This is a genomic window from Streptomyces sp. NPDC030991, from assembly GCF_055571235.1.
The window spans coordinates 14,508-36,750 of the sequence record NZ_JBVIFR010000011.1; the positions used below are offsets into that span (position 1 = coordinate 14,508).

Genomic DNA, 22,243 nt, shown 5'->3' on the forward strand with positions numbered 1-22,243 from the left:
CGGCGAAGAACGGGCTACGCGCGTGTGCCGCGCCGTCCCGGCCGGTACGGGTCAGGTCACCGCGGGCTGGCGGTGCCGAGCGGCGGTCGCCGCGGCGTGCTCGACCACGCTGATGAGGACGTTCTTCACGGAGTCCTTCTCCCGTGCGTCGCAGAGCACGACGGGCACCCCGGAGTCCAGGTCGAGCGCCTGCCGCACCAGGTCAGCGGGGTAACGGGACGCCCCGTCGAAGCAGTTGACGCCGACCACGAAGGGGATGGAACGCCGCTCGAAGTAGTCGACGGCGGCGAAGCAGTCCTCCAGGCGGCGGGTGTCCGCGAGGACGACGGCGCCGAGAGCCCCGGTGGCGAGCTCGTCCCACAGGAACCAGAAGCGGTCCTGTCCCGGGGTGCCGAAGAGGTACAGGATCAGGTCCTTGCGGACCGTGATGCGGCCGAAGTCCATGGCCACCGTGGTGGTGTGCTTGCCCTCGACACCCTGGGTGTCGTCCACCGGCCGGCCCGCCTCGCTCAGCAGCTCCTCCGTGCGTAAGGGCCTGATCTCGCTGACCGCGCCGACGAGCGTGGTCTTGCCCACGCCGAAGCCGCCGGCCACCAGGATCTTGAGCGTGACGGGCTCGACGGCGCCCTTGCCACGCTCGGAACGCCCGAAGATCATGGGTTGTCTCTCCTGCCTCACTCATGTCGCTGTGTGCTGTGCAAGGTCGATTCAGAGGGCTCTGAGGCCGTCGATGACGTCCCGCAGAATGCCCTCGTCAGGCAGTTCGGCGGGGGGTACGGGACGGCTCACGTGGACCAGTTCGTCGTCGACGAGATCGCCTATGAGGACGCGTACCACGCCTACCGGCAGGTCGAGTTCCGCGGCGAGTTCGGCGACCGACTGCGGGGTGTCCTGGCACAGCCCGACGATGTCGACGTGCTCCGGCGACAGGGTCTGGTCGGCCACCGGGTCGTCGTCGCGGGACTCCGCGACGACGACCGCGATCAGGTCGAGGCGATGCTGGGCCGCGCTGGTGGTGCGGCCGCGTGTCATGGCGTACGGCCGTACGACGGGCCCGGCCTCGTCGTCGAACCAGTGGTCCGTCTCCTGCGTCCCCTCACCGTCTGCGCTCATCTCGTCCCACTACCCCCCGGCGGGCTGATCCGTGCGCGGAGCCGTCCCCAGATGTGCGCCCACCCGCTTGACCAGCAGAGTCATCTCGTAGGCGACGAGGCCGACATCGGAGTCCGCGTCGGACAGGACAGCGAGGCAGCTGCCGTCCCCGGCCGCGGTGACGAAGAGGAACGCCTCGTCGAGTTCGACGACGGTCTGCCGGACGCCGCCCGCGTCGAAGTGGCGCCCGACCCCCTTGGCGAGGCTGTGGAACCCGGAGGCGACGGCGGCGAGATGCTCGCTGTCCTCCCGGCCGAGGTCCTTGGAGACCCCCGTCGGCAGTCCGTCCCCGGAGAGCACGAGCGCCTTGCGGATGCCGGCGACGCGTTCGACCAGGTCGTCGAGGAGCCAGTTGAGCTCCCTGGAACCACCGTTCGTGGTGTGCGCGGTGGCCTTCGGTGCGGTCATCGACCGTCCCCTTCAGAAGTCGTTCCCTGTGCGTTGCCGTCGGCGCCGTCGGCGCTCTCGGCGTTCTCCTCGCGGCCGCGCCGCCAGCCACGCTGGAGCGAGGCCATCCGGTCGCGTACCTCGTCGGCGTCCCGGTCGGCGGGCGGTGCGGAGACTGTCTCGTCGCGGGCCTTCGCGCGGTCGCCGCGCAGGTCGGGCCCGTCCTTCAACTGTGGTGCCAGATTGGCCTGTCGGACGCGCTTGGGCAGGCCCCCCGAGGTGGCTTCCGGCTGCTCGGCGACGGGCGGCTCGACCGCTCGCGCGCGCCTGCGGGGAAGCTCCGCCAGGGAGGCCGGCGGGGTGGCGCGCAGTTCGTCGGCGCCGTCGCGGTCGTGCCGCTCCCCCGGCTGCCCGGCGTCCCGGTCGAGCGCGCCGGGGCGGGTGCGCGTGACGGGCCTGCCGTGCGAGCTGACGAGCTTGGGGGCGCGGCGACGCGGCAGCGGCACCAGGCCCTCGGGTACTCCGTCGCGCTCCCCGGCCCGGTCGCCGTCGGTGGGCTCGCCGGCCTGCTGGTGCTGCTCGCCGGGGGCGCCGGCGACGGGGCGGCGGGGGCGGAACAGGGCGCCGCGTTCGCTGTCCTCGTCGCCCAGAGCGCCCGGGAAGGGCGTCATGTCGGACGTGGACAGCGGTGCTTCGAGCTCGATGGGGCCGTCCAGCACGGAGGCCGGCAGGCCGGGCAGGCCGTCGGAGGTGCCGAGGGTGGGCGGGGTCGGGCGGTGCGCCGCGTCCGGCCGGTCGAGGCGGAACCCGGCGCCCTCGGTGTCGGGTGCGTCGGTGAGCAGCGCGTCCGGGATGAAGACGACCGCGGTCGTGCCGCCGTACGGGGACGGTTGCAGGGAGACGCGGACGTTCTGCCGCTGGGCGAGGCGGCTGATGACGAAGAGGCCGAGGCGGTCGGTGTCGGAGAGTTCGAACTCGGAGGTCTCGGCGAGCCGCAGGTTGGCGTCGAGGAGTGCGTCGGCGGCCATGCCGAGGCCGCGGTCGTGGATCTCCAGCGTGAAGCCGTTGGCGACGCGTTCGCCGAGGACCTGGACGGCGGTGTGCGGCGGCGAGAACACCGTGGCGTTCTCCAGGAGTTCGGCCACCAGGTGGGTGAGGTCGGCGACGGCCGGCCCGGTCACCGCGATCCGCGGCAGGCGGCGCACCTCGATGCGCTCGTAGTCCTCGACCTCGGCGACGGAGGCCCGCACGATGTCCATGAGCTGCACGGGCTTGCGCCACTGCCGGGACGGGGCGGATCCGGAGAGGATCACGAGGCCCTCCGCGTGGCGGCGCATGCGGGTGGTCAGGTGGTCGAGGCGGAACAGGTCGGCGAGTTCGTCGGTGTCGTCGGTCCTGCGCTCCATGGCGTCGAGCAGGGTCAGCTGTTTGTGCAGGAGGACCTGGCTGCGGCGGGCGAGGTTGACGAAGACCTCGGAGACGCCGCGGCGCAATTCGGCCTGTTTGACCGCGGCTTCGACGGCGGAGCGTTGCAGCGTGTTGAGCGCCTGGCCGACCTGCCCGATCTCGTCCTTGCCGTATTCGAGGCGCGGGGCCTCGGTCTCCACGTCGACCTCCTCGCCCGCGGCGAGGCGCCGCATGACGCCCGGCAGCCGCACACCGGACGCCTCGTGGGCCTCCAGGCGCAGCCGCCGCAGGTCACGGACGAGGCCGCGGCCGATCCGGACCGACATGAACAGGGAGACGAGCAGGGCGAGGAGGCCGAGCACCCCGGCGACCCCGGCCCGGAGGAACACCTGGAGGGCGATGGGGCGGGCCCGGTCCTGGTAGCGCTCGGCGGCCGCGGTGTCGCGGTCCACGAGCTCGTCGAGGACCGGCCGCGCGGCCTTGTCCCAGCTGTCGGCGGTGACGCCCCTGGGAGCGCCGGGCGCACCGTTCACGACGGCGTTCTCGGCGGCGCGCAGCGGGTTGGTGTCGGGGCTGCGCCAGTAGCGCTGGAAGCGGGCGCGTTCGTCGGCGGGCAGCAGCGCGAGATGGGTGTCGTACAGGAGGGTGCGCTGGGCGATGAGGTCGGAGACCTGGCGCAGTTCCTCCTGGGTGAGCCGCTTGGTGACGAGGCCGGAGCCGACCAGCGCGTCTTCTTGGGAGAGGAGTTCGCGGGCCTTGATGACGCCGACGACGGCGCGGCCCTGGCGTTCCACCTGGGAGTCGTCGAGAGCGGTGAGGCCGAGGAGGAAGTCGTCCGTCGGTTCGATCAGGCGGGTGTAGAAGTCCAGGGCCTGGGCCCGGGTGACGGTTCCCTCGTCGACGTTCCTGCGCAGCGACTCGATGCCCTCGAAGCCTTCGACGGCGGCGTCCAGGGCGCCGCGCGCGTCACCGTTCAGGTCGGAGCGGAGCTCCGTGTCGGTGGCTTTCTGCCTGATCCGGGACATCTGCTCGTCGGCGGCGGAGCGGCGGGTCCGCAGGGCGGACTGGGCGTCCGAGGCGCGTGGGTCGGCGAGATAGACGAGGGTCTGCCGTCGCTCCTCCTGCAGTGCGCGGCCGGCGTCGACCAGCGGGTAGCCGATCGCGTCGGCGGCCTGGCCCGCCGAGAGCAGCTGCATGGCCGCGCGTCCCGTGATCACCGAGGCGAACGCCCAGATGGCCGTCAGCGACAGGAGCGGCACCAGCAGCAACGCCACGATCTTCCGGCGGATGGACTTCCCGCGAAAGCGCATGGCCTCCCCCAGATCGGCCCCGTGTGGTCAGGGGCACGCATGTGCGTCAACAAACGGCGTGAGCCTACTACTGAGACAGCGGCAACTCGAAGGCCTGTCCGGATGCTGTCCGGCGCCGTCTCGGTGGGGGAGTCCGGAGTTGTCCGGGCATTGCGGGAGATTGCATCCCGGGATTCCGGTGGTGGCCGATGTGCACAATCGGACGATGCCACGGGGCAGTTGGCTGGAAAACTTCGCTTCCGGTGCGTACATCAGGGCAGTTGTCCGAATTCGGGAATCTTTAGGGGCTGTCGTTCGTCTTCCCCACAGGATGTACGTGGGGGCACGGCGTGAGCACCGAGGGCTTGCGTGAAGCGGAGCAAACCGGGCAGTCACTGTGCAGGCTGGTGCGGGGCATCGGACCGGGGCCTGGGAGCGGTGGGGAGTGGCGTGATGACGGAGATGGCGGAGCGGCGTGAGCTGTGGGTCGAGGAGCCGGCGAAGGGGCGCCGCATGCCCGATCCGGTGCGTACGGCGGCGGTGCGGGCCGTCCTCATCACGGCGGTCACCTTGATACAGGCGGTGGTCGCCTTTCTGTGCACGCTCGCCGATTCCTGGCTGGCGTTCCCCATGGTGCTCAGCAGCGTGGCCAGCACGGTGGTGGCGACGTGGGGCGTGCTCGACGTGTGGGTGACGCGCCAGGTGTGGAACCAGCGGCACGGGGTCGTCTCCGTCCCGGCCAGCACCGCCCGCCGGCTCCGCAAGGAGCGCCGCCGCTCCCGCCGCGCCGCGCGACAGGCGCCGGGGAGCATACGCGGACGCGGCGGGGCGGGTCAGCTGACGCATACGTGAGGCGCTCGCGTACGGCATCTTCGTGAGGCGCTCGCGTACGGCGTCTTCGTGAGGCGCTCGCGTGCGGCTCAGGTGCCCTGCGCGGCGGGATCGGCGGGGCGTTTGAACATGCGGGTCGCCGTGATCTCGCCGTGCACCGTCTCCCCGTCAGGATCCTGCTGCGGCAGACCGGGGCGCAGATGCTCCTCCACGCTGATGTACTTCAGTCCGGCGCGGAGGTCCGCGTCATTGCGCAGCCGGATCACGAGGGGGAACTCGGCGAGCGCCGTCGTGTCGAACAGACCGGTGGTGTAGAGGAGTTGGACGCCGAGGGCGTCGGAGACGGCGCGCTGGAGCTCCAGGAGGTACGTGGCGTTGGCGCGGCCGATGGGGTTGTCGAGGAAGAGCGTGCCCGCGTGACGGTGCTTGTCGCGGCCCCGGTCGTTCGAGCGCAGCGCGGCCATCGTGCAGTACAGGGCGATGGCCGCGGTGAGCAGCTGGCCGCCGGAGAACACGTCGCCCATCTGCCCGACGGGCACCCGCTCGGCGCGCAGCACCGCGTCCGGCTTGAGGATCTCGACGGCGACGCCCTTGGGCTCCAGGGCGGCGGCGACGCCGCGCAGCAGCAATGACATGCCGTCGCGCCGCAGGTCGGAGTTCTTCTTCACGGCCGCGCGGGTCGCCTCGTCGATGACCTCGCCGAGCCGCTCGGTGAGCGTGGTCTGGTCGGGCTCCTCGAAGCGGATCCGCAGGAACTCCTGCCCCGACCACTCGCCGAGCCCCTCGGGGAGGCGGGAGAGGCGCTGGGCGGAGCGGAGCGTGGCGAGCGAGGACTCGACGAGGCCGCGCAGCCGGTCCACGATCGAGTCCCGGTTCCGCTCCAGCTGCGCCAACTCATCGGTGAGGACCCGCAGTCGGGGGGCGAACGCGTCCGCCCAGCGCTGTGCGTGCTCCGGCAGTGCCGACGCGGGCAGCTCGCGGATCTGCTGCCGCGCGGGGGTGCGCACCTGCTCGTAGCGGGTGGAGTTCGCGTGCCGTACGAGGATGTCGCTCGCCTCGCGGACGGCGGCCTCGGCGGCGGACAGGTCGGCGGCGCAGCCACGCAGGGAGCGGCGGGTCTCGGCCGCCGCCGTGCGGGCCTCCTCCAGGGTGCCCGGATAGGGCTCCGGCTCCTCCTGCTCCTCACCGTCGGTGTGGTCGCGCAGCAGGTCGCGCAGGAGTGCGGCGGTCTCCTCGAAGCCGCCGGTCCCGTCCTCGGCGGCCCGGTGGGCGTCGAGGAGCTCTCCGTGGGCGGCGCGGGCGGAGCTCAACGCCTCGGTGCGCGCGGCCAGTTCGGTGGTGCGGGTCCGCAGCAGCGCGCTCGCCCGCTCGACGTCCGCGGGGATGAGCTCCTCGGGCAGCTCGGTGTGGACCGTGCCGTCCTCGGGCGCGAGCCGCTCGGCCTCGCCGCGCAACCGGCCGAGCTGCTCGCTCGCCGTGGAGGCACGGGTCTCCAGCAGCTGGACCAGCTCCTCGGCGCGGGCGGCCGCGGCCTGCCGGGAGGGGCCGTCGGCCCCGTCGGACGATTCGAGGAGGGTGGCGGCGCGGGTACGCACCTTGTTGCTGAGCCGGCCCAGCTCGGTGAGCGCGGCCGACTCGTCGCTCTCGGCGCGGGCCTGCTCGGCCCGCAGGTCGGCGCCGACGCCGACCTTCTCGTACAGCTGTGACGCGGCGCGGTAGGCCTCCCGCAGGGCGGGCAGCGACGCGGCGGGCGCCTCCCCCTCGGGTACGTCGTCGGGGGCGCCGGCGATCTCGGCGCGCTCGGCGCGCAGTGCGCGGGCGGTGCGGCGGGTGTCGTCGGCGGAGCGCTGGGCGGAGCGCCGGTCCTCGTCGGCGGCGCGGGCACGCTCCAGACAGGACTGGGCGCGGGCCTCCGACTCGACGGCCTCGTCGGCCAGCTCCCGCACCTTGGCCTGCCAGGCGGCGCGCTCGCGCAGGCGGTAGGCGAGACCGGCGAGCGCGTCGGCGGCGCGGCGGGCGCGCTGGGCGGCCTCCTGCCGCTCGTCGCGCACGCGGGTCGCCTCGGCGGCCGCCTCGTCCGCCTCCGCGCGCACGGTGCGGGCCTCGCCCAGCTCGGCCTCGGCCTCCTCGGCGAACGTACTGGCTTCTTGCGCGGCGCCGGCGAGCTCGGTGAGGCGGCCCGCGGGGCAGCCGGAGCGCCAGGAGCTGAGCCGGGAGGCCAGTTCGCGGTCCTTGGCGAGTCGTCCGGCGAGGGTACGGATGTCCTCGTCGCGGCGGGCGGCGCGGGCGCGCAGGGCCTGGCGCTCCTCGTCCGCGGCGTGCTCATCGTGCATGGCCGGGTTCGGCGGCACGAGAAAGACGCCGCTGCCGCCCTCGTCGGACGTGTTCTCGGCCGGGGTCGGCGCGAGCAGGGCGGCGGCGGTACCGACGGCCACGGCGGAGCGGGGCAACAGCGCGGCGCCCGCCAGGATCTCCCGGGCCCGCACGTGGGAGGCCGGGTCGGTGATGATGACGCCGTCGACCAGCTCGGAGCGGGCGGCGAGCACGCGCGCGTGGTCGACGGGGTCGACGGACTGGGCGAGGTAGCGCCAGCCGGGCAGGGCGGGGATGCCGTGCTCGCCGAGGTACTCGACGGTGGCCAGCACGTCCGGGCCGGGCGGCAGCAGGCCACCGTCTCCGAGGGCGCCGAGGATACGGGAGTCGTCGGCGGCTGCCGTGCGCAGCTCGAACAGCTGCCGCTCGGCGGAGGCGACGGAGTCGTCGAGGAGGGTCTTGAGGTCGTCGGCCGCGCGGTCGAGGTCCTCGGCACCGAGGGGGGCGTCGGTGCCGTCGGCGGCGGCGAGCCCGCCCAAGGGGCCGTCCACGCCCAGCAGTTCGGCGAGCCGCTCCTGCGCGGCCAGGGACGCGGCGGCCCGCTCCTCCGCCCGGTAGGCGTGCTCCGCCGCGCTCGCGGCGTCGGCGGCGCGGGCCGCGGTCAGCTCGGCGCGGGCTTCGACGGCGGCGGCTTCGCGGGCGTGCTCGGTGGCGCTGCGGGCGGCCTCGCGGGCGGTGTCCCAGGCGGCGACGGTCGTCTTCTCGGCGTCGCTGGCGGCGAGCGCGGCGCGGGCCGGGTCGGCGTCGGGCGCGCTGTCGTCGAGCCAGCCGGCGCGGACGGCCTCCGCGGTCTCCTGCTCGACCTCGGTGAGGCGCTGGCGCAGGTGGCCGAGTTCGCTGCGGGCGCGCTGGGCCTCGGTGGCGGCGGCGGTCGCGTCGCGGTGCGCGGTCTCGCCGGCCTCCTGGAGGACCGCGGAGCGCTCCTCCTCCTCGTTCGCGTGGCTCTCGGCCTTCTCCGCGGCGCCGTGCAGGGCCCGGACCAGCTCGGAGGCGGCCTTGGCGCGGGCGGCGAGCGCGGGGGCGGCGTCGCGCTCGGCCTCGCGGATGGCGGCGGCCACGCGCGCGGAGCGGTCGGACGCGGCGCGGTGGCGCAGCACGGCCTCGGCGGCCTGCCAGGCGGAGTGCAGGGTACGGGCGTCGGCCAGCTCGCGCTTCTGCGCCGCTGCGGCCTTCTCGGCGCCCGCGAGGGCCAGCGAGGCGTGCCGGTAGGCCAGTTCGGCGGCGATGAGGGCGCTGCGCTCACGGGCGGACTCGGCCTCGGTGACGGTGTGCGCGGCGGCGGTGACCTGCTGGGCGAGCTCCCCGGCGCGGCCGCGCTCGACGCCGGCCCGGGCAAAGAGGCGACGGGCGAGCGTGCGGGTGCGGCGCTCGGCGGCGGTGTGGATGTCACGCGCGCGTGCCCGCGTGTCGGCGGCTTCGACGATGCGGGTGAGCAGATCCACGGAGCCGGCGGTGAAGTCGCGCTCGGCCATCAGCTCGGCGCGCCGTCCCAGCTTGTTCCCGAACCCGCTGACGAGGTCGGCGAGGCCGTCCGTGTCGCGGGTGTCGGTCACGGCGCGCAGCAGCAGGTCGGTGAAGTCGGAGTCCTTCTTGACGGCGAAGAGGCCGGCGGCCTCGCCCTCGTCGGCGTTCATCTCCCGCTGGTAGCGGAAGAGTTCGGGGTCGAGGCCGAGGTCGCCCAGGTGCTCGTTCCACCGGTCGTGGGTCTCTTCCCAGTGCACTTCGAGGTGCGGGTACGCCTTGCCCGCCTCGGTCAGCGCGTCCCGGAAGCCCTTCATGGTGCGGCGCCGTCCCTGCGCGCCGGAGGCGCCCTCGACGAGGGGCCGCACCGCCGTGGACTCGGCGACAGGCAGCGAGTCGAGGCTCAGTCCGGGGCCGGGCCGGAACGAGTACCAGGCTTCCGCGAACTTCCGCGGGTCGTTGGAGACCTGGCGTCCGCGCCACTCGCTGGCCTTGCCGACGACCACGCACTCGCCGGTGAGCGTGTGCTGCCACTCCAGGGCGACGTGCCCGCAGTCGTCGGCGAGCAGGAACTTGCGCAGCACACCGGAGCTGGCACCGCCCAGCGTGTTGCGGTGGCCGGGCAGCATCACGGAGAAGATCAGCTTGAGCAGGACCGACTTGCCGCCGCCGTTCTCCAGGAAGAGCACACCGGCCGGCGCCGGGCGGCGCGGCGGGCCGACGGGCTCGTCCTCGAAGAACTCCGCCTGGGTGGGCGCGGGGTCGGGCACGGGCTCGCCGACGCCCCGCAGGTCGAGCACGGTGTCGGCGTAGCGCGCACCGGCCGGCCCGATGGAGTAGAGGCGAACCCGGGACAGCTCGTACATGGCGGACTCTCGTGGTAGGTACGGACGGTGAGAAGGCGGTCAGGAGTGGAAGGGCAGGCCCGCGTCGGCGACGAGCTCGGCCGCGTCCTCGTCCATCGGCGGCACCAGGCTGGCGGATCCGTCGCTCACGGGCACCACGCCCAGCTCCAGGAGCTCGGCCATGGCCGCGGTGCCTGCCATGTCGCGGACCTGCAGCTGGTAGCGGGCCGTGGTGCGGTACGTGCCGCCTCCGTCGTCGCCGGTTCTCTGCAGGAATCCCGAGTCCGTGAGGAAGGCGACGGCCTTGCCGACGATGCCGGTCGTCGAACCGGCGAGACGCCGGGCGTCCTTGGTCGCTCCGGTGGAGCTGCGGCGCGCCCAGATCCGCCAGGCCGCTTCGAGGCCCGGGGCGTCGGTGGCCGGGTCGGTGTTCTCGCCCTGCTCGTCGGCCCGCTCCTCGATCTTGCGGCACGCCTGGCGGACGAAGCCGTCCACGCCGTTGACGCTGACGCGGCCGATGTAGCCGTCGTCGGCGAGGTCCTCGGGGCGGGGGAAGGCGAGCGCGGCGACCGCGAGGTGCGCGAGGCCGTGCAGGAACCGGTCCGCGGAGTCGGCTGCGGTACGGCGTGCGTAGTCGCCCATGCGGACGGCGAACACGGAGTCCTCCGCGGCGGTCACGGCCATCCCCGCGCGCGCGGAGACCTCCAGGACGACGAGGCCGAGGCCGGTGGCGACGGCGTCGGCGAGCCGGGCGAACGCCGGGTCCTCGCGGTAGCGGCGCAGCAGTTCGCCGTACTCCTGGTCGCGGGAGGGTCCCAGCTTGGGTTGCAGGCCGAAGGAGACGAGCCGGGCCGCGTCGGCGGCGTCGGCCGGGGTGACCGGCGCAGGAGTCCTCACCGAGCCGGGGACCACGGCCTCGGGCTCGCCCCACTCGGCGTGCTCTTCGGGGTGCTCGGTCACGGGCGGTACTCCTTGATCGTTTTCCGGTGCGTCACGCGGCCTCCGTCCGGTCGGCGGCCATGCCGGCCGCGTCGAGGAGCGCCGTGCCCACGATGAGGTCGGCGCCGCCGAACTCCGGGTCGTCCAACTCGGTGCCGTCGTCCACGGCGAACAGCAGCTTCCCCTCGCCCTGGCGGTAGGCGGTGCCGACGGGCGGGCTCGCCGCGTGGACCGCCAACAGGGCGACCAGGTAGGGCAGTTCGCTGTCGCGCCGACGCGCTTCGGCCAGCAGTCCCGAGAGGCGGCGCGGCGCGTCCGCGGGCAGGTCGAGCAGTTCCTTGGCGCTCGCGAGCTGCTCCTCGCTGAACCGGCTGTCATCGGGGGTGGCGACGAGGTCGGGCTCGGGCATCTCGGCGCCGAGGTGCTCCCGCTCCTGCGGCGGGGTCAGCAGTATGTCGACAAGGTCGCCGATCCGTACGGAGACGGGGGTACGCAGTCCGGTGCCGCGCGCGAAGAACGCGTCGGTCACCTTGCGGGCGCTCTCCACCGGCAGCGGGAGCAGGGGCGCGACGAGCTGTCCGTACAGGTCGAGGCCCGCGCGCGCGGAGGGCGCGGCGAACGCCTGCCGGTCCTGCTCGGCGCGGAACAGCGGTCCCGCTTCGAGGAGGCGGGACTGCAACTGCGTATGGCGGCGGATGCAGTCCTTGACGATGTCGACGAGCTCGGCGGCGCGGCGCTTCTGCTCCGGGTCCTCGGACTCGTCCCGAGCCTTGCGGATGTTGGTCAGGATCGCGTTCTCGTGGCGGTAGCGGTCGGCCACGTGGTCGAGCGCCTCGGCGATCATGTCCGGCACGGCCCGCAGCCAGTCGACGGCGCGGACATTGCGCCGGGTCGCGTCCAGCGCCTTGCGCAGCGTCTCCGAGTACTGCACGGTCCGGTACCGGGCCTGCTCGGCGGCGAGTTGCGCGTCCGCGAGCCGGCCGCGGCTGATCAGCACCTCGAGCTTCACCTCTGCGGCGATCTGCGCGCTCGTGACGTCGGTGTCGAGGGCGCCGACGAGTACGTTGACGGCCTCGTCGGTCGTGCGGAGGTAGACAGTGCCCTCGTAGCCGGGGACTTCCTCGATCAGCTTGAAGTCGTAGTCGCGGCGCACATAGGAGCCGTCCGTCGCGAACGTGCCGTACACGGCGCGGAAGCCGCGGTCCACGGTGCCGACGTTGATCAAGTTCTCCAGGACCCAGCGGGCGACGCGCTCGTGCTCGGCGGCCGGCCGCTGCGGGGCCTGCGCGGCGATGCGCGGCACGAGACGGGCCACTATCTGCTCGTGGTCGGCGCCCGTGTCGAAGTCCATGTTCAGGGTGACGAGGTCGATCGCGGAGAGCGCCACCTCGGCCATGCCGTACGTCGAGTACTCGCCCGCCAGATTGGCCTTGCGCACATCCAGATCGTGCAGCGGCGCGGTACAGGCGAGCGCGCGAAGCCGCCGCGCGAGCCCCTCGTCGGCGGCCGGCCCGGGTGCGGGGCGCGGCCCCGCGCTGAGCTGGGGCGGAACGGATTCCGTGGTGGCAGGCGAAGTCACGGAGCACAGACTAGGCGCTGGGTCTGACAACGGTCGAAACGACGCAGATGCGACGGTGGCCCCGGGCGGCTACCGGTCCGCCGGGACTCGCTGCCCGTACACCTCGACAAGGCCGTCGCGGGAGTCGTCGAGGTACTCGGCGAGCAGCGTCTCGGCGGCGTCCCTGCGCCCCTCCCGGAGCGTCTCCACTATCCGCAGATTACGCGCGAGGTACGGCTCGTGGAGCCCGCGCGGATCGTCCACGACGTGGAAGGCGAGCCGCAGTTCGGCCAGGACGCTGCGCATGAGCTCGTCGGTGCGCTCGCTGCGCGCGAGGGCGACGAGCTCGCGGTGGAAGTGGATGTTGGCGGTCGAGACGCCCTTCCACTCGCGGGCCTCGGCGGCGCGCTGCCCGTCGGCGACGGCGGCCGCGATCCGGTCGAGGGCGTACGGGGGTTCGCCGAGGGAGCGTACGACGGCACACTCGATCATGCGCCGGATCCGGTAGATGTCCTCGACGTCGTCGACGCTCAGGACGCGGACGAACACGCCGCGATTCAGCCGGTGTTCGAGCAGCCGCTCATGGGTGAGCAGCCGGAACGCCTCGCGCAGGGTGTTGCGCGAGACGCCGAGGGCGCCTCCGATGCTGTCCTCCGACAGGCGCGTGCCGGGCGGGAAGAAGCCGTCCGCGATCCGGCTCCTGAGGATGTCCGCGACGCGCTCGGCGGTGCTGGTGCGTCCCAGCAGCGCGCGGTCGTCGGCGAGTGCGTTCGGTTCTTCCGTGGCCACGGCCGAATTCAAGCGCAGATGCAGGAACGAAACAACATGGGTATCGAGGGATCGTTCAACGATCCGGACCCTCGGGCGTCGGGCCGGCCTCCCGGCCGCGTCATCCGGTCACAATGCCGTCGCGTCCGGTCCGATCCTGGCGCGGACAGCGGTCTGCACCTCGGCCTCCTCGGCGGGGTCGGCGGCGAGTCTGCGCAGTTGGTCGACGACGCGGGCGTCACCGGTCTCGGCGTGCCGGGCCGCGACCTCGCGGGTGGATTCCTCGCAGTCCCAGAGGCACTCGACCGCGAACCCGGCGGCGAAGGAGGGGTCGGTGGCGGCGAGGGCGCGGGCGGCGCGTCCGCGCAGATGGGACGAGGCGGTCTCGCGGTAGACGTGGCGCAGTACGGGGGCGGCGCAGGCGATGCCGAGCCGCCCCGCCCCGTCGACGAGGGGCCACAGCGTGGGGGCGTCGGGCCCGTCACCGCGCACCGCTTCGCGCAGGGCCCAGAGCACCAGTTCGCTGTCGGTGACGGCGCCCCGGCAGGCGAGCATACGGCCGGCGGCGGCGCCGAGGGCGTCGGGTCGGCGGGCCCAGCGGCGGGCACGCTCCACCGCGGCGAGGCTGCGCATGCGCTCGAAGGAGTCGAGCGCGGCGTCCACCACCACGCGCGCGGGTGACTCCACCGCGGCCTCGACGAGGTCGAGCACGTCGGGGTCGTGGGCGTCGGCGAGGTAGCGCAGCGCGGTGCAGCGGGCTCCGTCGGTGCCGTCCTGCGCGGCCCGCACGATCCGGGCGCGGTCCTCGGGTCCCGCGACCGCCGTCAGGCAGCGCGCGGCGGGCACGTACAGGACGGCTCCTCGCTCGAAGCCTTCCTGCGCCCAGTCGAAGACGGCCTGCACGCTCCACCCGGGGCGCGGGCCCGCGGGCGTCATCTGCCGTTGCCAGCGGTCGAACGACCCGGCTTCCTGTGCGGCACGCACGCGTGCTCCCACCAGGGGCCGCGGATCCTCGGCCCACAGCCGCCAGGGCCGCGGTTCGAAGGCGTCACGGACGGCGGCGACGAGGTCGGCCCCGTCCCGCGCGGAGAACCGGGCGAGGACCGGCTCGGCGAGGGCGCGCAGTCCCGCGTCGTCGTCGCGCAGGGCGAGCTCGTCCAGGGCCCAGGCCCAGTTGCCGCCGAAGGCCGCGTACCTGCGGAGCAGTTCGAGCGCGTCCCGCCTGCCGTAGGAGGCGAGGTGGCCGAGGACCGCGAGCGCGAGCCCGGTGCGGGACTCGTCGGTGTCGACGAGGTCGTCGGGGTCGAAGAGGTGCCGCTCGATCTCCCCGAGCTCGCCGTGGAGGTCGAGGTAGAGGCGGGCGTAGTACAGCGAGCGGTTCTCCACCTGCCAGTCGCGGCGGGGGTCGCTCAGCACACAGTGGTCGAGGGCCGCGAGCGCCTCGGCCCGCGGTGCCGTCAGCGCGTGCAGCGTGCCGTCGCCGCGACCCCTCTGCAACAGGCCGAGCAGCGTACCGCTGGGCGCTATGACCGGTTCGAACATGGGAAACAGCCTCACATCAAGCGTCGACGCAACCGGGAACCCGCACCTACCTGGCCACGCGACAACACGTCGGAGCGCCCGCCGTCTCTTGCTTGCTGTAGACCATCTCTCTGCCTCTCGTCCAAGGCCCGATTACGGGCCGATCACAGCCCGCGCGGCTCGTGGGCACCACCTGCCCCACCGTCGCGTCCGTACATCACGCCGTCATCATGACCCAGCGGTTCTGCCCACCGCGACCACATTTCGCGTACCCCCGTTCTGCCTGGTCACCGCCGGTGCGTCAGGAAGCTCCGAAGAGCTCGACCAGCTCCGTCCTGCCGAACATCCGGGCTGTGTCGACGGCCGAAGGCGTCCCCGCGGACGGATCCGCGCCCCCGTCGAGCAGCGCCCGGATCACGCCTTCCTCGCCCTTGAAGACGGCGCCCGCGAGAGGGGTCTGCCCCTTGTCGTTGGCTCGGTTGGCGTCGGCGCCACGCGTCAGCAGGGCGCGCACCGCTTCGGGGTGCCCGTGGTAGGCGGCCAGCATGACAAGCGTGTCGCCACGGTCGTTCGTGAGGTCGGCGGGGACACCCGCGTCCACGTACCCCACGAGCGCCTCGCTCTCGCCCCTGCGGGCCAGGTCGAAGATCTTGGTGGCCAGCTCCACGACCTCCGGGTCGGGGGCTTCGCTCATCGGCGGACCGCCTTTCGTATCCGTGCTGGTACAGCCGTGCGGCCGTACGAGTGAATCGACAGAGTACTGCCCACCGGAGTACATGAGCGGACCCCGCCGAGGCAAAGATCACCACCAGCACGATGGTCGTCCGGCTCGACGTCACAGGTGGTCCAGCGCACCGAACGCCCGCCGATCGGGTGAAATCAGAGCGATGCCACCCATTTGCACCTTTTGTCGTATGGATACATGCTGTGAGCCTGGAAGAACTCATGGTGACTGTCCCCTCACCCAGGAGAACCTCATGATCCTGTCCATCTCGGGCGTCGTGCTGCTCGGCATCATCGTCTTCTTGTTCTTCCGCAAGGACGGCCTCAAGGCCTCGCACGCACTGGTCTGCGCCCTTCTCGGCTTCTACCTTGCGGGCACGGCCATCGCCCCGAGCATCAAGGCGGGCGGGGCGAGCCTCGCCAGCCTGCTCGGCGGGATCAAGTTCTGACGGCTCACCCACCCGCACACACCATCAGGAGACCGACGTGGCCAGGCGCCCCCTCCCCCGCATCCTGAGCAATGGCAGCGCCTCGATCGCCCGGAGCCGGGAAATGGCGCGGACGGCCGCCGACAGCGCCACCGACGTCCTGCACCCCCTCATCACGATCACTCGTGGACTGCGCCGGCTGGCGGCGGCCGGGCGGCGCAGGTGGGTGGATACCCCCAAGGACCGGCGCGGACCGCTCCTGTTCCTGGTGGGCGCCGTGGTCCTGGTCATGGTCTTCCTTCCGTACGGGGCCCTGCTGGCGTTCGTCTCCCTGATGGGCGCGGCCGCGTGGAAGGGACGCGACCCGAAGGAGCCGGAGGCGAGCGGCCCCGACGAGTCGCAGGTCCAGCGGCTGTCCTCGCTCTACGAAGCACTCGTCCCGTACTTCTCGGTGGCCGAGGACCCCAGCCCCCTGTACGCACACGGCGGCGACTGGGAGCAGGCGTTCGAGTCCTACGACTTCGACGGCGACGGCCGCGTCGAGAAGCTCTCGATCCGCTACCCCGCCTACTTCACCGACGGCGAGGCCGACTCCCGCGCCCGTATCGAGCAGCTGCTCAACGCCAAGCTGGGCCGGGGCCGCGAATACCACTTCGGATGGGACGAGGAGGGCAACCATCTGACCGTGTCGGTGCTCGACCCGCTGCCCACCGACATCGCCGCCCAGCGTTTCGTCACGTCACCGGGCGAGACCGTCCTCGGCTTCACCGACGAGACCGGCGTGCAGCGCACGCTCCCGGTCATGGACGGCGAGGAGCAGCGGGACGTGCCGCCGGTCGTGTGGCGCACCGGCATTCGCTCCACCGAGCCCCATCTGCTGATCGTCGGCCAGCCCGGCAGCGGTACGACCTCCCTCGTGCGCTCGATCGCGCTCCAGGCCCTGCTCCACGGTGACGTCCTGATCATCGAGGGCAGCGGGACCGGCGACTACGCCTGCCTGGTCGGGCGCTCCGGCGTGCTCTCCGTGGAGTCCGGGCTCGCGGGCGCCCTGGCCAGCCTGGAATGGGCCGCGCACGAGACCGAGCGGCGGCTGATCTCGGCGAACCGGGCGCGGCAAGCCGGGCACCCGGCGCCGGACGACATCAAGCGGCCGCTGTGGATCCTGCTCGACCGGCCCACCGCCCTGGGGCACCTGGCGGCGGCGGACGGGCGCGACGACCCGCAGACCCTGTTGCAGGTCCCCCTGCGGCACGGGCGGGCTGCTGGGGTGACGGTCGTCGTCGCGGAGCAGTTCGACACCCTCGACGCCCTCAGCGAGGCGGTCGGCCAGCACACCCGCGCGCGCGTGGTGCTCGGTCCGGCCGCGCCCGCCGAGCTCCAGAGCGTCCTCGGCGCTCTGCCCCGGACGACGCCGACCGCCGATGTCCCGCCCGGGCGCGGTTACGCCCGTATGGGCACCGGGCAGGTCCACCGCCTCCAGGTGCCGGCCACCCCCGACCCGCACGACGAGGCGACGAGCGAGGCGCAGCGGCAGGCGGTCATCGCCCTGCTGCCGGAGCGGATCACACCGGCCGACGCCACACACGCGGCCGGGGCGCCCGAGGAGGCCGCGCCCGTGGCTGCCGTACCTATGGATGCCGTCCCCGCCGACGCCGTGCCCGCCGCCCCCGCGGACCACGCAGCGGTGGAGACGGCCCCGGAGGAGACGGCAGCCGCGGCGCCCCGCGTGGAAGCGACGATTCCCGACGAGACGATGCCGGCGGAGACGATCTCCGAGGAAGCGCTCCCGAAGCCGGCCGAGGCGCTCGCGGAGCGGTAGCCCCTTCCGACGAGCCCGACGAGCCCACCCGACGGAGCGGGCGGGGCGGCTGTCAGGCGATCAGGGTGCGCGGCACGTCCCCGCCCGCGCCCTGTCCCTCGCCGACGAGGCGGGCCGCCGCGGCGAGCCGCGCCGCCGCCTCGTCCGCCACGGCGCCGCCCACGGTGAACGGCAGGCGCACATACCCCTCGAAGGCGCCGTCGACGCCGAACCGCGGCCCGGACGGCACCCGGACCCCCACCCGCTCGCCGACCTCGGCGAGCCGGGAGCCCGACAGGCCGCCCGCCTTCACCCACAGGGTCAGCCCGCCGTCAGGCACGTCGAACTGCCAGTCGGGCAGCTCCCGCCGCACCGCCGCGACCAGCGCGTCCCTGTTCTCCCGGGCCTGATCGCGGCGCAGTTGCACGGCCGCCTCCCAGCCGCCGGTGCTCAGCAGCCAGTTCACGGCCAGCTGTTCCAGCACCGGTGTGCCCAGGTCCGCGTAGGCGCGCGCGGCGACCAGGCTGCGGATCACGTCGGGGGCGGCCCGCACCCAGCCGATCCGCATCCCCGCCCAGAACGCCTTGCTCGCGGAGCCCACGGTGACCACCGTCGAGCCGCCGGGGTCGAAGGCGCAGACCCTGCGCGGCATGATGTGGTCCGGGTCGAAGTGCAGCTCCGTCATGGTCTCGTCGACGACGAGCACCGTGCCGGCCGAGCGCGCGGCGTCCACCAGCGAGCGGCGCTGCTCCTCGTCGGCGAGGGCCCCGGTCGGGTTGTGGAAGTCGGCGACGACATAGGCGAGCCGGGGCGCCGCGTCGCGCAGGACCTGCCGCCACCGGTCGAGGTCCCAGCCGGTCAGACCGTCGGCCATGGCGACAGGGACGAGCCGCAGGCTCGCCTCGCGCATCAGCTGGAGGATGTTGGCGTAACTGGGCGACTCGACAGCGACCCGTTCGCCGCGGCCCGCGAAGAGGTGGCAGATCGCGTCGATGGCACCCATCGCCCCGGTCGTCACCATGATCTGCTCGGGCATGGTCGGGATCCCGTGCGCGGTGTACCGCTCGGCGATCATCGAGCGCAGCGCGGGCAGGCCGGCCGGATAGTCGCCGTGCGTGTGCGCGTAGGGGGGCAACTCTTCGAGGGCGCCCTGGACGGCGCGGGTCAGCCAGGGTTCGGGGGCGGGCAGCGCGGCCGTGCCGAGGTCGATCATCGAGCCGAGCGATTCGGGCGGCAGGGGTTCGAGGCCGCGGGCGGGCAGCGGGTTGCCCGCGGGGACGGCCGTCCAACTGCCCGCCCCTCTGCGGGACTCCAGGAAACCCTCGCCGCGCAGGGCCTCGTAGGCGGCGGCGACCGTCGTACGGCTCACCGAGAGCGCCTGCGCCAGCTCGCGCTCGGCCGGGAGCCGGGCGGCGACCGGGACGCGGCCCTCCAGGACGAGCAGGCGGACGCCGTCGGCGAGGACGCGGTAGGCGGGCGGGCGGCGGGTGCCGGGCCCCGCAGGCCGTGACTGCTGCGAGGAGAGCAGCCGGGCCAGCTGGGCCGAGCCGATCGCCGAAGTCCACTGAGCCATGCAGATCAGTCCACCTTCCCGGAATTGGCCATGGTTGCCCGCTGTTTCAGAGCCACAGAGTGTCATGTATCAGGCCACTACCACCACAGGGGGCACTTCGTGTGCGCGTCACTGATGCCGATGTCCGTCCCGTCCGGCGACTCCGTCGCCCGACGGCTCGTCCAGCTCTATCTGGGCCTGGCGCTGTACGGCGCCAGCTCGGCGCTGCTCGTGGAGGCGGGGCTCGGCCTGGAGCCGTGGGGCGTCCTCCATCAGGGGCTCACGGAGCTGACCGGCATCTCCATCGGCGTCGTGTCGATCATCGTGGGCGCGATCGTGCTGCTCCTGTGGATCCCGCTGCGGCAGCGCCCCGGCCTCGGCACGGTCTCGAACGTCCTCGTCGTCGGGCTCGCGATGGACGGCACGCTGGCTCTCGTCCCGGACGTGCACGCCTACGGGGTGCGCGTCCCGCTGATGGTCGCCGCGATCGTGCTCAACGGGATCGCGACCGGCCTCTACATCGCGGCCAGGTTCGGCCCAGGACCGCGCGACGGGCTCATGACCGGGCTGCACGAGCGCACCGGCCGCTCGCTGCGTCTGATGCGCTCGGCCATCGAGATCGCGGTCGTCGCCACCGGCTTCCTGCTGGGCGGCACGATCGGCGTGGGCACGGTCCTGTACGCCCTGGCGATCGGACCGCTGGCCCAGTTCTTCCTGCGCGTCTGCGCCGTCCCCAGGACGTCCACGGATCCGACCGTGGTCGCCGGAGCGGCGCGGCGGCGGGCGATACTGCGTCGGTGACCGCGCACGTACGCCACCCCTACCTCGACCATCCCGGGCCGCTCGCCCTCGCCCATCGCGGCGGGGCGGCGGACGGCCTGGAGAACACCGTCGCCGCGTTCCGCCGCGCCGTGGGCCTCGGCTACCGCTACATCGAGACGGACGTGCACGCCACGGCCGACGGCAAGCTCGTCGCGTTCCACGACGCGACGCTCGACCGGGTCACGGACGGCAGCGGACCCATCGCCGGACTCCCCTGGGACGACGTGCGCCACGCGCGCGTGGCGGGCAGCGAGCCGGTGCCGCTCTTCGAGGAGTTGCTGGAGACCTTCCCCGACGTGCGCTGGAACGTCGATGTCAAGGCGGAAGCGGCACTGCTCCCCCTCCTCGGCCTGATCCGCCGCACGCGCGCGTGGGACCGCGTCTGTGTCGGCTCGTTCTCCGAGGCGCGCGTCGCCCGGGCCCAGGCCCTGGCGGGCCCGCGCCTCGCCACCTCGTACGGCACCACGGGGGTGCTCGGGCTCCGTCTGAGGTCGTACGGGCTGCCGGCCGCGCTGCGCCGCTCCGCCGTCTGCGCCCAGGTGCCCGTGGCCCGGTCCGGGATCCGGGTCGTCGACCGCCGTTTCGTCCGGGCCGCCCACGCGCGCGGGGTGCAGGTCCATGTCTGGACGGTCAACGACAGGGAGGAGATGGGACGGCTTCTCGACCTCGGCGTCGATGGCATAGTTTCCGATCACATCGAGACGCTGCGCGCTGTCCTCAAGGACAGGGGCATGTGGGTCTGAGGGTCGCCGCGCGGCGCCGGACCACGGGGAACGCGAGGGGACACGGGTGAGCACCGACACCGCGCGGGGGGCGGCGACCGGGGCGACCGCCCTCGCCGACCGCAAGCGCGAGCAGCGCGGCTGGTACTTCTACGACTGGGCCTGTTCGGTCTATTCGACGAGCGTCCTGACGGTCTTCCTGGGCCCCTACCTCACCTCGGTGGCGAAAGCGGCCGCCGACGCGGACGGCTTCGTGCACCCGCTCGGCGTGCCGGTCCGCGCGGGCTCCTTCTTCGCGTACACGGTCTCGCTCTCGGTGATCCTGTCGGTCTTCGTGATGCCGCTCGCGGGTGCGGCCGCCGACCGCTCGGGCCGCAAGAAGCCACTGCTCGCGGTGGCCGCCTACGTGGGCGCGGCGGCGACGGCGGGCATGTTCTTCCTGGAGGGCGAGCGTTATCTGCTCGGCGGCGCGCTCCTCGTGGTCGCGAACTCCGCGCTGGCCGTCTCGATGGTGCTCTACAACTCCTATCTGCCGCAGATCGCGCCCACGCAGGAGCGCGACGCGGTCTCCGCGCGCGGCTGGGCCTTCGGTTACGCGTCGGGCGCCCTCGTACTCCTGGCGAACCTGTGGCTGTACACGTCCCACGACACCTTCGGTGTCTCGGAGTCGACGGCGGTGCGGATCTGTCTGGCGTCGGCGGGTGTGTGGTGGGGTGCGTTCACCGTGGTGCCCCTACGCCGTCTGCGCGACCGGCGCTCGACACGCGCGCCGGATCGCACGGCTTCGGGCCGTACCGCGCCGGGCCTGCGCCACTTCGTGGCCACCGTGAAGGACATGCGCCGCTATCCGCTGACGCTCTCCTTCCTGCTCGCCTACCTCGTCTACAACGACGGCGTGCAGACGGTGATCTCCCAGGCGTCCGTGTACGGCTCCGAGGAGCTCGGGCTCGATCAGTCGACGCTCATCGTGGCGGTGCTGCTCGTGCAGGTCCTGGCGGTGGCCGGGGCGCTGGCGATGGGCCGGCTGGCCCGCGCGTACGGGGCCAGGCGCACGATCCTCGGCTCCCTCGTGGCCTGGACGCTGACGATCGGGGCGGGGTTCTTCCTGCCGCCGGGCGCACCGAAGTGGTTCTTCGCCCTGGCGGCGGGCATCGGCCTCGTCCTCGGGGGTACCCAGGCCCTGTCACGGTCACTGTTCTCGCATCTCGTGCCGGCCGGAAAGGAGGCGGAGTACTTCTCCGCGTACGAGATGAGCGACCGGGGCATGAGCTGGCTGGGGCCCCTGGTGTTCGGGCTCGCGTACCAGCTGACCGGGAGCTACCGGGACGCGATCGTCTCCCTGGTGGTGTTCTTCCTGGTCGGTTTTGTCCTGCTCGCGCGGGTTCCTGTGCGGCAGGCGGTGCGCGACGCGGGCAACGCCGTACCGGCCCGGATTTAGCGCCTGAGGGAAAAGGCCGGTAGTGTACGCGGTTGGCCTGCCAGGCGTACCGTTACTGCACGTCAAGAATGCCAGACGCTAGGTGACATCTTGTGTCAGATGTGACAAACCGGGCGTCGGTGGGTACAACAAGGGGCGGCCACGACGGCGACGCATGACCCGGAACGGGAATCTTTACCGCCGACCGGACGTTGACCGGATGACGACGACAGCGACACCTGTCCTGTGG

Annotated in this window: 17 protein-coding genes; 6 read left to right on the plus strand and 11 right to left on the minus strand. The window is 73.1% G+C overall.

Annotation, left to right across the window (positions count from 1 at the left end; genetic code table 11):
* Nucleotides 1-51: 51 nt before the first annotated feature.
* The 4 genes from ACZ45E_RS21005 to ACZ45E_RS21020 are packed head-to-tail and all read right to left on the minus strand — an operon-like array spanning nt 52 to nt 4,256.
* The gene (locus ACZ45E_RS21005) at nt 52-657 is read right to left on the minus strand and encodes a GTP-binding protein (RefSeq protein WP_468222624.1); all 606 of its coding nucleotides are present in this window, start codon (nt 655-657) and stop codon (nt 52-54) included.
* Between the two features lie 51 nt (nt 658-708).
* Nucleotides 709-1,113: a DUF742 domain-containing protein gene (locus ACZ45E_RS21010; RefSeq protein WP_468222626.1), complete on the minus strand. Its 405-nt coding sequence runs from the start codon at nt 1,111-1,113 to the stop codon at nt 709-711.
* Nucleotides 1,114-1,122: 9 nt separating this feature from the next.
* Nucleotides 1,123-1,560, minus strand: a complete 438-nt coding sequence (locus ACZ45E_RS21015; protein ID WP_468222627.1) for a roadblock/LC7 domain-containing protein — start codon at nt 1,558-1,560, stop codon at nt 1,123-1,125.
* Nucleotides 1,557-4,256 carry a nitrate- and nitrite sensing domain-containing protein gene (locus tag ACZ45E_RS21020; RefSeq protein ID WP_468222629.1) on the minus strand — a complete coding sequence of 900 codons (2,700 nt, stop codon included), beginning with the start codon at nt 4,254-4,256 and terminating at the stop codon, nt 1,557-1,559. Before ACZ45E_RS21020 ends, ACZ45E_RS21015 begins: the two co-directional genes overlap by 4 nt.
* A 432-nt stretch (nt 4,257-4,688) precedes the next feature.
* Here ACZ45E_RS21020 and ACZ45E_RS21025 point away from each other — a divergent pair, with 432 nt between their 5' ends.
* Nucleotides 4,689-5,087, plus strand: a complete 399-nt coding sequence (locus ACZ45E_RS21025; protein ID WP_468222631.1) for a hypothetical protein — start codon at nt 4,689-4,691, stop codon at nt 5,085-5,087.
* A 68-nt stretch (nt 5,088-5,155) separates the two neighbouring features.
* Here ACZ45E_RS21025 and ACZ45E_RS21030 read toward each other — a convergent pair whose 3' ends face one another.
* From ACZ45E_RS21030 to ACZ45E_RS21055, 6 genes are all read right to left on the minus strand, one after another.
* On the minus strand, nt 5,156-9,766 hold the full coding sequence (locus ACZ45E_RS21030) for a hypothetical protein (RefSeq protein WP_468222633.1): 4,611 nt from the start codon (nt 9,764-9,766) through the stop codon (nt 5,156-5,158).
* Between the two features lie 39 nt (nt 9,767-9,805).
* Nucleotides 9,806-10,705, minus strand: a complete 900-nt coding sequence (locus ACZ45E_RS21035; protein WP_468222635.1) for a hypothetical protein — start codon at nt 10,703-10,705, stop codon at nt 9,806-9,808.
* Between the two features lie 31 nt (nt 10,706-10,736).
* Nucleotides 10,737-12,263: a hypothetical protein gene (locus ACZ45E_RS21040; RefSeq protein WP_468222636.1), complete on the minus strand. Its 1,527-nt coding sequence runs from the start codon at nt 12,261-12,263 to the stop codon at nt 10,737-10,739.
* 69 nt (nt 12,264-12,332) lie between these two features.
* Nucleotides 12,333-13,031 (minus strand): GntR family transcriptional regulator, encoded by a 699-nt coding sequence (locus ACZ45E_RS21045; protein WP_468222638.1) that lies wholly within the window; start codon nt 13,029-13,031, stop codon nt 12,333-12,335.
* 108 nt (nt 13,032-13,139) lie between these two features.
* Nucleotides 13,140-14,552 carry a HEAT repeat domain-containing protein gene (locus ACZ45E_RS21050; RefSeq protein ID WP_468222640.1) on the minus strand — a complete coding sequence of 471 codons (1,413 nt, stop codon included), beginning with the start codon at nt 14,550-14,552 and terminating at the stop codon, nt 13,140-13,142.
* Between the two features lie 280 nt (nt 14,553-14,832).
* The gene (locus ACZ45E_RS21055; protein WP_468222642.1) at nt 14,833-15,225 is read right to left on the minus strand and encodes an ankyrin repeat domain-containing protein; all 393 of its coding nucleotides are present in this window, start codon (nt 15,223-15,225) and stop codon (nt 14,833-14,835) included.
* A 283-nt stretch (nt 15,226-15,508) separates the two neighbouring features.
* On the opposite strand from ACZ45E_RS21055, the gene ACZ45E_RS21060 reads away from it, so the two are divergent.
* A complete protein-coding gene (locus ACZ45E_RS21060) occupies nt 15,509-15,703 on the plus strand; it encodes a hypothetical protein (protein ID WP_324767692.1) in 195 nt (64 codons plus the stop codon).
* Between the two features lie 37 nt (nt 15,704-15,740).
* Nucleotides 15,741-17,501: a hypothetical protein gene (locus ACZ45E_RS21065; protein WP_468222644.1), complete on the plus strand. Its 1,761-nt coding sequence runs from the start codon at nt 15,741-15,743 to the stop codon at nt 17,499-17,501.
* Nucleotides 17,502-17,553: 52 nt separating this feature from the next.
* On the opposite strand, the gene ACZ45E_RS21070 is transcribed toward ACZ45E_RS21065, so the two are convergent.
* On the minus strand, nt 17,554-19,053 hold the full coding sequence (locus ACZ45E_RS21070; protein WP_468222646.1) for an SCO1417 family PLP biosynthesis transcription factor: 1,500 nt from the start codon (nt 19,051-19,053) through the stop codon (nt 17,554-17,556).
* A 120-nt stretch (nt 19,054-19,173) separates the two neighbouring features.
* Here ACZ45E_RS21070 and yczE point away from each other — a divergent pair, with 120 nt between their 5' ends.
* Genes yczE through ACZ45E_RS21085 form a run of 3 tightly spaced genes read left to right on the plus strand, consistent with a single transcriptional unit; the run spans nt 19,174 to nt 22,014 of the window.
* Entirely contained in the window at nt 19,174-19,833 is a 660-nt protein-coding gene (gene yczE, locus ACZ45E_RS21075) for a membrane protein YczE (RefSeq protein ID WP_468222648.1), read from the plus strand.
* Nucleotides 19,830-20,597: a glycerophosphodiester phosphodiesterase gene (locus ACZ45E_RS21080; RefSeq protein ID WP_468222650.1), complete on the plus strand. Its 768-nt coding sequence runs from the start codon at nt 19,830-19,832 to the stop codon at nt 20,595-20,597. Before yczE ends, ACZ45E_RS21080 begins: the two co-directional genes overlap by 4 nt.
* A gap of 46 nt (nt 20,598-20,643) precedes the next feature.
* Nucleotides 20,644-22,014: an MFS transporter gene (locus ACZ45E_RS21085; RefSeq protein ID WP_468222651.1), complete on the plus strand. Its 1,371-nt coding sequence runs from the start codon at nt 20,644-20,646 to the stop codon at nt 22,012-22,014.
* Nucleotides 22,015-22,243 lie beyond the last annotated feature (229 nt).

Bases quoted from the DNA above. Each gene is read 5' to 3' on its own strand.
- ACZ45E_RS21005 (WP_468222624.1), bottom strand. From the start codon at position 657: ATGATCTTCGGGCGTTCCGAGCGTGGCAAGGGCGCCGTCGAGCCCGTC.
- ACZ45E_RS21010 (WP_468222626.1), bottom strand. From the start codon at position 1,113: ATGAGCGCAGACGGTGAGGGGACGCAGGAGACGGACCACTGGTTCGAC.
- ACZ45E_RS21015 (WP_468222627.1), bottom strand. From the start codon at position 1,560: ATGACCGCACCGAAGGCCACCGCGCACACCACGAACGGTGGTTCCAGG.
- ACZ45E_RS21020 (WP_468222629.1), bottom strand. From the start codon at position 4,256: ATGCGCTTTCGCGGGAAGTCCATCCGCCGGAAGATCGTGGCGTTGCTG.
- ACZ45E_RS21025 (WP_468222631.1), top strand. From the start codon at position 4,689: ATGACGGAGATGGCGGAGCGGCGTGAGCTGTGGGTCGAGGAGCCGGCG.
- ACZ45E_RS21030 (WP_468222633.1), bottom strand. From the start codon at position 9,766: ATGTACGAGCTGTCCCGGGTTCGCCTCTACTCCATCGGGCCGGCCGGT.
- ACZ45E_RS21050 (WP_468222640.1), bottom strand. From the start codon at position 14,552: ATGTTCGAACCGGTCATAGCGCCCAGCGGTACGCTGCTCGGCCTGTTG.
- ACZ45E_RS21055 (WP_468222642.1), bottom strand. From the start codon at position 15,225: ATGAGCGAAGCCCCCGACCCGGAGGTCGTGGAGCTGGCCACCAAGATC.
- ACZ45E_RS21060 (WP_324767692.1), top strand. From the start codon at position 15,509: ATGATCCTGTCCATCTCGGGCGTCGTGCTGCTCGGCATCATCGTCTTC.
- ACZ45E_RS21070 (WP_468222646.1), bottom strand. From the start codon at position 19,053: ATGGCTCAGTGGACTTCGGCGATCGGCTCGGCCCAGCTGGCCCGGCTG.
- yczE (WP_468222648.1), top strand. From the start codon at position 19,174: ATGTCCGTCCCGTCCGGCGACTCCGTCGCCCGACGGCTCGTCCAGCTC.